Raw genomic sequence first — 9,703 nt, forward strand, 5'->3', positions numbered from 1 at the left:
CAAGGTGGATGTCATAAGTTCGAGTCTTATAGCGACCACCATTTTAGGTGCAGCGGTAGTTCAGTTGGTTAGAATGCCGCCCTGTCACGGCGGAGGTCGCGGGTTCGAGCCCCGTCCGCTGCGCCATTTATTAAACCTTAGGTTAAGGTTGTGTCTAATAAAGCACCCATTATTGAGTGTCAAATTAAATTTTAAGATTATAAGTTCTAAGATAACACTTTAAGATTTATTATTACTATTTAATCTTGCCTCGTTAGCTCAGTTGGTAGAGCATATCACTCTTAATGATGGGGTCGTAGGTTCGAGGCCTACACGGGGCACCATCCATTTTGGCCCATTCGTCTAGCGGTTAGGACACCAGCCTCTCACGTTGGTAACACGAGTTCGAGTCTCGTATGGGTCACCATTTTTCTAATCCTTTTTATTTTTTAATTTGTTACGCAGAATTTTTATAGAAATTTCTTAAAAATGTATACTTATTTGCTTGGCAAATTGATACTAAAAACGTAAAAATCAATTTTTATAATATTGTGCTTAATGAGTGTGTATTAAGCGATAAATTCTAGAAGTTAGCTTGTAGTAAGCTAAAAAATCTTTATAAATATAATAAAAGTACATCATAGAAACATGATTACAGAGCATTGCAAATTATTTTTGCTTTGATCTATTGGACAAAAAACTTATAAGCATTTTTAATTTTTAAGCTTATAAAACATAAAACAGCTATATTTGGTAATAAAATGGCCAATTCTCTTGTTTGTGAGAAAGGTGCTTAAAATTTAAAGATCATACCAGCTATAGGATCCATGCGTAAAAATATATTAAGGCTTACGATAAATATAGCTATTTTTATAATATAAAGAGCATTTGATAGCAATGCAAAAAATATTAAATACGTAATTAAAGAAAGCTCAACTTAAATAGCAAAAATAAAGGTTAAAATTTAAGCTCAAATATAAAACTAGCAAACAAGCTATTTCTTTGTATTTAGTTTTTGCCTATCATATCAAGCTTAGCTTTGCAAGCATCTTTATACGGGCTTACAAAATTTGAGTCAGAGCACTCATTTAAATAAGTCCTAGCTAACTTAAACTGCTTTTGTCTTATATAAATTTCACTTATCAAATTTAAAGCGTGTAAGCGGTCTTCTGGTCCAAATTTCATATTTAGTATAAATTTCGCCTCGTCAAGCGCCTCATCTAGGTTATCTGTCTTTAATAACGCTTCCGAGTAGTTAAAATTTATCTTTGGTGAAAATGTATTTATCTTGGCTTTTGTTTGTAGCTCAAGAGCTTTTTTGGCATACGTTGTAGCGATAGCGTAGTCATTACTTTTCATCGCATAGTCACTTATAGCTGTATATGCTTCGATAATCTTAAAGTCTTGGCCTCTTAGCTGCTCAATAGCACTAATGGTTGAGATCGCCTCCGTAAAGCGTTTTAATGCAAGCAATGAGTAAAACCTGTCAAAAAGAGATGGTGTTGGATCTGAATATTCGACTGATGAGCCAAGTGAAAGCGCATCATTTGCGGCAATGATCGCATGCTCGTAGTCTTTATTTTTATATAAAATTTTGCTCAAATTTATCAGCCACTCAACTCTATCTTCTAAATTTTCATCTTTTGCATGAGCTTTTGCCAGCTCAAGTGCATCGTTGTAGCGGGCCGTTCTGTAATAGCAGTTAAAGAGCTTAAATTGCGGTAATGAGATTTTATTTATATCGTAGTTTTCGAGTAAATTTACAACAGCCGTGCAATCATCTTTTATAAAATACTCTTTTGTAAGCTCTAGCGCAGCCTCATTTATCAGCTCCATTGCCCTGCTTAAATTTCCATCTTTTGCCATGGTTTTGTAAGATAGTGCATCGGAGAATTTACGCTCTTTAATATCCAGCTCAAGCTCGCTTATTAGAGCCTTTTGGCTAATATTTGTTCCAGTATATTTTTCAATTAACTCTTTATATCTTGCATGAAGTGCAGTGGCATTTTTGTCCTTTTCTTCAAAAAATAACCCATCTTTTGCTTTAGTCACCTCATCGATATAATCACCATATTTAAACTCTGTCTCATATCTATTTAAGTATTCGTATGCTTTTTTCTCATCTTTTGTTTTGGCTAGATTTAGTGCTAAATTTTTTAAAGCAACTTCATAAAAATCTTTCGTTCTATCGCTATTATTTATCAAGATTTCATAAATTTTAGCAGCCACATCAGGCATATCTTTACTTGCGAATGTAGTTGCAAGATTCATCGACTTTGCTGGGTTATTCATAAAAAATTTTTCATTCGCATTTGCGATTTTTAGTATAAATTTCTTTGCTTCATCAAATTTTTCTTTATCGATATTTGCATCAACTAGGCTTAGTGCTGCTCTACTTGCAAGGTCGATGTCGTTTGTGGAGTAAAGCACTTTTTCATAGTCTTTTAGGGCCTCCTTTTGTCTACCTATTTTATAGAGATAATCAGCGTAATCAAGCGCTGCAAGTTTTGTAAATTTCGAGTTTGCGTGCTCTTCGTTTAAGATATCAAGCATATATTTTGCATCACTTGCGATGCTATCTTTTAGGTAGGCTCTAGCGATTAGGTAGAGCACCTCTGGATAGTTTTCATCAGATGGGAATTTTCTGATCCAAGCCCTACCTTCACTTACGATATCTTTTGGCTCGATCTCTTCAAACTCATTTTTTGTCTCAAAAATTTTATCAAGAGCCCTTAGGCGAAATAGTAAAAATTCACTTGAAAAAAGGCTATTTGGATGCCTTTTTATCGCTGTTTGAGTATCTTTTACTACATTTTCATAAGCACCCTTTTCATAAGCTCGTTTTATGCTTATGTAGATATCAATGTCATTACTATCAAGTCCAGCAATAGGAGCTTTGTTAAGATCAAGCGCTCCGATACTAGGATTTAGCATATCTTTAAAATCAGGTTTAAAATTTAGCCCAGACTTTCTCTTGCTATTTTCACTGAGCGAAGTATCTATGATTATGCTAAAGTGTTTTGAAATGGTTGTTTTTGGGCTATCTTGCACGTTTTGGCTATTATAAAGCTCAGTTTTTATATTTAGCAGTTTTGACGGTGCTTTTGGCATTATGACGATAAAAAGTTTGCCATCTTGCTTTTTATATTTTATATCCATTAATGGCAGTGTCGTATCTTCAATTTTTGGCAAAATTTCATCATCTAGCATGCATACATAGCGTTTGGTGTCGTAAGCTAAAATTTGCTCAACGCATTCAAATTCTTGCTCATCGCTTAGCTGAAGAACGCTATAAGGTTTATCACCATTTGCGCCGCTGTTTAGGCTAAGATTAAAAGCGGTTAGATAAAGCGGAAAAAATAAAATAATTAAGAGCTTTTTCATGCCGTAATTATAGTTAAATTTTCTAAAATCCTGAAGCAAAGACAAAATGCTCAATAAATTCCAAAATTGCTCCAGAAAATAAAAACGAAAAGGCCGTTCCAGCTACTGCAATGCCAACAATTACTTTTAGCGCCATAGAGATATTTGCAGTGTAGAGATTTTTATCTTTTACGATCGGCTCTTTTAAAAACATAAAGACGATTAGCTTTAAATAGTAATAAATCGCAATGGCAGAATTTATCATAATTATAACGCTAAGCACGACGTAATCAGACTTTATGAGCGATGAGATAAGCACCATCTTGCCCCAAAAGACGCTAAAAGGCGGTATGCCAGCAAGGGCGATCATGAAAATTCCCATTATAACTGCGTAGCTTGGTAAAATTTTTATAAGCCCTGAAAATTTCTCAAATGGATGCTTAAAGCGCTTGTCCCAGCAGACGACATCGTCGCACCTTGCCACCCAGAGCATAGAAAATGCGCCCAAATTTGCAAACAAAAACATAACCCAGTAAAAAAACAAGGCAACATTTGCCTCATGAGAATTTGCCACAAGCGCGCAAAGCACGACACCAGCGTGAGCTATGGAACTAAAAGCAAGCATCCTTTTTACGTCTTTTTGCACTAGTGCCATGATGTTTGCAAGGCTCATCGTAAGCACGGCGATGATGTAGAGCATATCTTTTATCCACAAAATTTGTGAGCCTTCAAGCATCGCAAAAATTCTTAACGCAACGATAAATGCTGCTACCTTTGGTACGATCGACATATAGCCTGCTAGTGGGGCATTTGAACCCTCATAAACGTCTGGTATCCATGTGTGAAAAGGTATGAGCGAGAGCTTAAAACCAATGGCAGAGGCGATGAAAACGCAGCCAAGTAAGATGATCAAGTTTTGATTTAGGCTAAGATCTTTTATGACAACACCGATACGAGCGATGTCTATTGAGTTTGTCGCTAGATAAAACATCGCTATTGCCATCGCAAAAAAGCCAGCCGAGAGCGAGCCCATAGCGAAGTATTTAATGGCGGCTTCGACGCTTTTTGCCTTGTTATGAAGAGCTATTAGCGTATAGAGGCAAAGTGAGCTGATCTCAAGTCCTAAAAAGATGATGAGTAGGTTATTTGAGCTCACCATAAATAAAAATCCAGCGATTATAAACAAAAATAGAGCGTAATACTCGTAAATTTTATACTCAAAATACTCTTTTGTGCTAAGTGCGAGCGGGATAAAAAGGGCTGAGGCGATTAGGATGATGACTTGAGAGATGACCGAAACTCCATCAACTAAAAGCATATCCCAAAAGCTAAGGCTAAGACCGTTAAAATCAAGTATTAGGCCCAAATTTACAAATATTGCGATGATACAAAATACGCAGTAGAAATTTCTTGAAAGATCTTTTTTTATGGTGCCAACAATTAAGATAAAAAGCGCAAATATTATCATGCTAAGCATCGGAGCAACCGAAGATAAAGAAATCTCTTTAAGGTCTAAAAAGGCTATTTCGTTCATAGTTTACTCCCGCCATTTAAAGATAAAATTTTATCCTTTGTGTCGCTATCTACCGCTCTAGTTTGCATTTTGCTTATGATATTTTGCACACTTGGCTCAAGTGGTTTTAGGATTAAATTTGGGGCGATACCAAGAATGATTATGAGCAAGCAAAGCGGCACAAGAGCGACTAGCTCTTTGAAATTTAGATCCTTTAGGCTTAAATTTTTCTCCTTGCACTCGCCAAAAAATACCCTTTTATAAAGCACCAGCATATAAACAGCGCCCACGATGATGCTAAAGCCACCAAGTAGCGCAAAGAGCTTATTTAGCTTAAAGACGCCAAGCAGGCTCAAAAACTCGCCTACAAAGCCAATCGTTAATGGCAAACCAATGCTTGCAAGAGTTGCTATAAAAAATATGAGTGCATACTTTGGCATAACCTTAGCAAGGCCACCAAATTCGCAAATTTCTTTGGTGTGAGCTCTCTCGTAGATGACACCAACTAACAAAAATAGCGCGCCACTTACAATGCCATGGCTTATCATCAAAAATATTGAGCCGCCAAGACCTATTAAATTTAGTGAAAATATGCCAAGCATGATGACGCCCATGTGTGAAATGGAGCTATAAGCGATCACTTGCTTCATATCGCTTTGTACGTAGGCAACAAGGGCTGCGTAGATGATCATGATGATGGCTATAATGCAGACAAAGCCGCTTAAAAGTAGGCTCGCATCTGGAAAGAGTGGGAGCGAAAATCTCACAAAGCCGTAAGTGCCCATCTTTAAAAGCACGCTAGCAAGCAGCACCGAGCCGATAGTCGGAGCCTGTCCGTGCGCGTAAGGTAGCCACGTGTGAAATGGAAATAATGGAGTTTTCACACCAAAGGCGAAGAAAAACGCTAAAAATAGCCAAATTTGAGCATTTTCTCCAATGCCAAGCTTATACCAATCAAGCAGATTAAAGCTAAAGACGCCGCTTTTTTGATAGCACAGATAGCCGATAAAAATGATCGCCACTAGCATAAAGATAGAGCCTAAAAATGTATAGATGAAAAATTTAATCGCAGCATAAATTCTATTTTTACTGCCAAATGCGCCGATGATGTAAAGTAGAGGTATGAGGCTAAGCTCCCAAAAGCTATAAAACAAGATCAAATCAAGTGCGCTAAATACGCCCATCATCGTGCTCTCTAAAAAGAGCACGCTAATAATTAGATGCTTTAAATTTCTATCATCGCTAAGTGCCACGATAGAGATAAAGCTCATAAATGCGCTAAGGACTATAAGCACTAGCGAGATGGTATCAATGCCGACAAAATAGCTGATATTTAGGCTTGGTATGAGCGAGACTTGATGCGTTAAAACAAAGTCATAACCATGAAAATCGACATTTATGCAGATAAAAATGGCTAGCAAAAGCTCTATGAGAGCGATGCTTGCTCCATAAAATTTTATGCTTTTATTCTCTATCAAGAAGCCTAGCATTGCGCTTATTGCAGGGAAAAATATGATTACACTTAGCATTATTTGGCTCCGTTTAATAAAAATATAAAGCTTAAAAGCAAGGCAAATCCTGCGACCATAAACCTAAGCATGACGCTAAGATCGCCACTTTGCATTTTGTTTGCTAAAAATGCAAATTTATTTAGCGCTGTTGCGACTAGATCGACACTACGATCGATTATCATCTCATCAATCTTTTTACAAATTTGTGAGATCAATGCGTAGCCATTTATGAAAAATTTCTCATAAAATTTTGGGATAAAGTAGGCATTTTGCAAAATTTTATAAATTCTGCTCTCACAAATGCTCTCTTTAAAAATTTCTCTTTTATAGGCAAATACTGCAAAGCCAGTACTTGCTAGTACTAGGCTAAGTGTTAAAACGAGCAAGAAAATTTCGCTGCCGTGAGATAAATTTAGTGAGAAATCTTTTAAGCTTTTTTCTAAAAACTCACTAAAGTTGCTCCAAAAAAAGCCACTTATGGCTGAGAGAATTCCAAGTACACCCATGCCAGCTAGCATATAGTTTTTAGCTTCATGCACGTGTTTCTCACTCTTTGGCTTTGTCAAAAAGACGAGCATAACGAGCCTAAAGCTATAAAAAGCCGTAAGTACCGCACCAAAGAGCAAAATGATCCATAAAAATTTATTCTCACTAAAAGCAACCTCTAAAATTTTATCTTTAGAGAAAAAGCCAGCAAATGGATAAAAGCCAGCCAGCGCACAGCTTGCGATGATAGAAAGTAGCGCAGTTGGCTTCATAAATTTATAAAGTCCGCCCATTTTTTTGATATTTAGCTCATCATTCATCGCGTGCATGACGTTACCAGCGCATAAAAAGAGAAGCGACTTAAAAAATGCGTGCGTGACAAGGTGAAAAAGTGCGATCTTATAAGCGCCGAGTCCAGCAGCTACGAACATATAGCCAAGTTGCGAAAGTGTCGAGTAAGCGATGATCTTTTTAAGGTCATTATGCACAAGCGCGATGCTAGCCGCAAATATCGCTACAAATGTGCCAAGGTAAGCGATAAAGTGCGAGACTTCAGGTGCGTTTGTAAAGATAAAATTTGCTCGTATGACTAGATAAACGCCAGCCGTTACCATGGTCGCTGCGTGAATGAGTGCTGAGACTGGAGTTGGCCCCTCCATAGCATTTGCAAGCCAAGTGTGAAACGGAAACTGAGCACTTTTGCCCATGGCGCCTATAAAAAGAAGTGTGGCGATGATGCCTAAATTTAGCCCACTAAAGTCGCTTCTGGCGTTAAAAACATCGCTAAATTTAAGTGAGCCAAAGCTATAAAATATATAAAAGATACCAACAAGCATGGCTAGATCAGCGACTCTATTCATAATAAAGGCTTCGTTTGCAGCAATATTTGCACTAGGCTTTTTATACCAAAAGCCAATGAGTAGCCACGAGCAAAGTCCAACGCCCTCCCAGCCAATGAAAAGGCCTATAAAGTTATCGCTTGAGACAAGGACGTTCATGCAAAAGACAAAGAGTCCCAAATAATTAAAAAAGCGGTTAAAGCCCGCATCATCTCTCATGTAGCCAACCGAGTAGATATGCACGATACTTGCCACGATACCAACGGTGCTAAGCATAACAAGGCTAATGGCATCAAGATAGAAGCCAAAATTTAAATCCAGACCGCCAAAATTTATAAATTCTTTTAGTGATAAATTTAGCGGTTCATCTATGCCAAGGCTAGCTGTTAGCATAAGCGAGGCAGTTGTGCTAATTATCATTAAAAGTGAGCAAAAGATACCAAGTAAAAAATTTTTACTGCTATGTGAAAAAAGTCCAGAAACGATAAAGCTAAGAAGCGGGAAAAATAGTGAAATGCAAAATAAAGTCATCTCTTAGCCTTTCATATTTGTCATCGAATCTAGGCTAATGCTGCCAGTCTTTTTGTACCAAAGTACGAGTAGGCCAAGCCCTACAGCGACTTCACTAGCAGCGATAGCCACTATAAAAAATGCAACTATTTGTCCAGTTAGATCAAAGTGGTATTTTGAAATGGCAGCAAGTGCGATATTTGCCGAGTTTAGTAAAATTTCACTTGAAAAAAATAGCATGATCAAATTTCTTCTTCGCATTATGCCAATTAGCCCTATGACAAAGACTAGACTTGCAAGGACGAGGTAGTGAGTAAGCCCTATCATAGCATCTCCTCTAGTGTATTTTGAGTATTTAGGTCTTTATGTATCAAGATAATGCCAGCAACCATTGCCACAAGAAGCATTACAGCACACATCTCAAAAGCGATCAAATACTTGCTAAAAAGCAAAATTCCAATAGCCTCGATATTGCCAAGCTCGCTAGCAATGGGACTTAATCCATCAAATTTTGCACCATAAATAGGAGCTAAAAATATAAATATCAAAAGAAGCGCTATAAAACTACTTAAAAGATAGATGGTGATCTTTGCTTTTTTGTTACTTTTTGGCTCACACTCTTTACTGCTATCAAAAAACATCATCGCAAATGCATATAAAACGACCACAGCACCTGTGTAGACTATTATCTGCACTACGCCTAAAAATTCCGCTCCAAGTAAGAAAAATATAGCCGAGATAAAGACCATGCCAGTAGCTAGCGCAGAGACTGCATTTAGTGCGTTTTTACAAAATACGCTAAAAGAAAAACTAACTAAAACCAAGGCGCTAAAAAGATAAAATGCAAAGCTCTCATACATCTTTTGCCCTTTTAAAATTTATACTACTCATCACTTTTTGTCTCATCTTCATTTTCGCTTATAAATGCATTTGGTGTCTTTTTGATTAAGCTATCAGCATTTTTAGGAAGCGCTCCGTATCCTTCAAACTCGCTTTGATCTTTTAAAAATTTATCCTTTGTCAAAAACTCATCTTTTGTACCAAATATGATCCTGCTCTCGCTAGCAACTTCGTACTCTTGTCCGCAAACTATTGCAAGCTCAGGACAAACATCAGCACAAAATCCACAATAGACGCATCTACTTAAATTTATCGAGTAGCTTGCGACCTTTTTGCGCCCATCTTCGCCAAGTGAAGTTTTCATCGAAATGCAGTTGCTAACGCAAATTTTCTCACATAACCCGCATCCAATGCAACGTTCATTTTCACTTTCAACAAATTTTAAAAGCTTATGAATGCCCCTATATCTAGCGTTTAGCTCCATCTTTTGCATAGGGTATTTTAAAGTATGTGACTTGCTAAAGAGCATCTGCTTTATCGTGACTTTTAGTCCGATCAAAAGATCAGGCTTAAATGTGACAGCGATGAAGTGCTTAAATTTATCAAACGCGCTCTTTGGCTTTAACTTTTCATCTATTAAAATATATTTTTTCTCACTCATT

At 37.2% G+C, this 9,703-nt stretch carries 7 protein-coding genes and 3 tRNA genes; 3 read left to right on the top strand and 7 right to left on the bottom strand.

Features of this window, described 5'->3' with window-relative positions:
* The first annotated feature begins 49 nt into the window (after positions 1–49).
* The 3 genes from CYO92_RS03955 (at position 50) to CYO92_RS03965 (ending at position 406) form a co-directional block, all read left to right on the top strand.
* Positions 50–126, top strand: a tRNA-Asp gene (locus CYO92_RS03955).
* Between the two features lie 121 nt (positions 127–247).
* Positions 248–323 (top strand) — tRNA-Lys (locus CYO92_RS03960).
* Positions 324–331: 8 nt separating this feature from the next.
* Positions 332–406: transfer RNA gene (locus CYO92_RS03965), tRNA-Glu, on the top strand.
* 581 nt (positions 407–987) lie between these two features.
* Here CYO92_RS03965 and CYO92_RS03970 read toward each other — a convergent pair.
* Genes CYO92_RS03970 through nuoI form a run of 7 tightly spaced genes read right to left on the bottom strand, consistent with a single transcriptional unit; the run spans position 988 to position 9,702 of the window.
* Positions 988–3,363 carry a tetratricopeptide repeat protein gene (locus CYO92_RS03970; protein ID WP_103589100.1) on the bottom strand — a complete coding sequence of 792 codons (2,376 nt, stop codon included), beginning with the start codon at positions 3,361–3,363 and terminating at the stop codon, positions 988–990.
* 22 nt (positions 3,364–3,385) lie between these two features.
* On the bottom strand, positions 3,386–4,876 hold the full coding sequence (gene nuoN, locus CYO92_RS03975; protein WP_103588751.1) for an NADH-quinone oxidoreductase subunit NuoN: 1,491 nt from the start codon (positions 4,874–4,876) through the stop codon (positions 3,386–3,388).
* The gene (locus CYO92_RS03980; RefSeq protein WP_103588752.1) at positions 4,873–6,384 is read right to left on the bottom strand and encodes an NADH-quinone oxidoreductase subunit M; all 1,512 of its coding nucleotides are present in this window, start codon (positions 6,382–6,384) and stop codon (positions 4,873–4,875) included. Before CYO92_RS03980 ends, nuoN begins: the two co-directional genes overlap by 4 nt.
* The gene (gene nuoL / locus CYO92_RS03985; protein ID WP_103588753.1) at positions 6,384–8,222 is read right to left on the bottom strand and encodes an NADH-quinone oxidoreductase subunit L; all 1,839 of its coding nucleotides are present in this window, start codon (positions 8,220–8,222) and stop codon (positions 6,384–6,386) included. Before nuoL ends, CYO92_RS03980 begins: the two co-directional genes overlap by 1 nt.
* Before the next feature lie 3 nt (positions 8,223–8,225).
* On the bottom strand, positions 8,226–8,528 hold the full coding sequence (gene nuoK / locus CYO92_RS03990; RefSeq protein WP_103588754.1) for an NADH-quinone oxidoreductase subunit NuoK: 303 nt from the start codon (positions 8,526–8,528) through the stop codon (positions 8,226–8,228).
* The gene (locus CYO92_RS03995) at positions 8,525–9,061 is read right to left on the bottom strand and encodes an NADH-quinone oxidoreductase subunit J (RefSeq protein ID WP_103588755.1); all 537 of its coding nucleotides are present in this window, start codon (positions 9,059–9,061) and stop codon (positions 8,525–8,527) included. The genes nuoK and CYO92_RS03995 overlap by 4 nt, the downstream gene beginning before the upstream one ends.
* Before the next feature lie 23 nt (positions 9,062–9,084).
* A complete protein-coding gene (gene nuoI / locus CYO92_RS04000; RefSeq protein WP_103588756.1) occupies positions 9,085–9,702 on the bottom strand; it encodes an NADH-quinone oxidoreductase subunit NuoI in 618 nt (205 codons plus the stop codon).
* Position 9,703: the final 1 nt, after the last annotated feature.

Origin of the sequence: Campylobacter concisus (genome assembly GCF_002913715.1) — a bacterium.
GTDB lineage: Bacteria > Campylobacterota > Campylobacteria > Campylobacterales > Campylobacteraceae > Campylobacter_A > Campylobacter_A concisus_AG.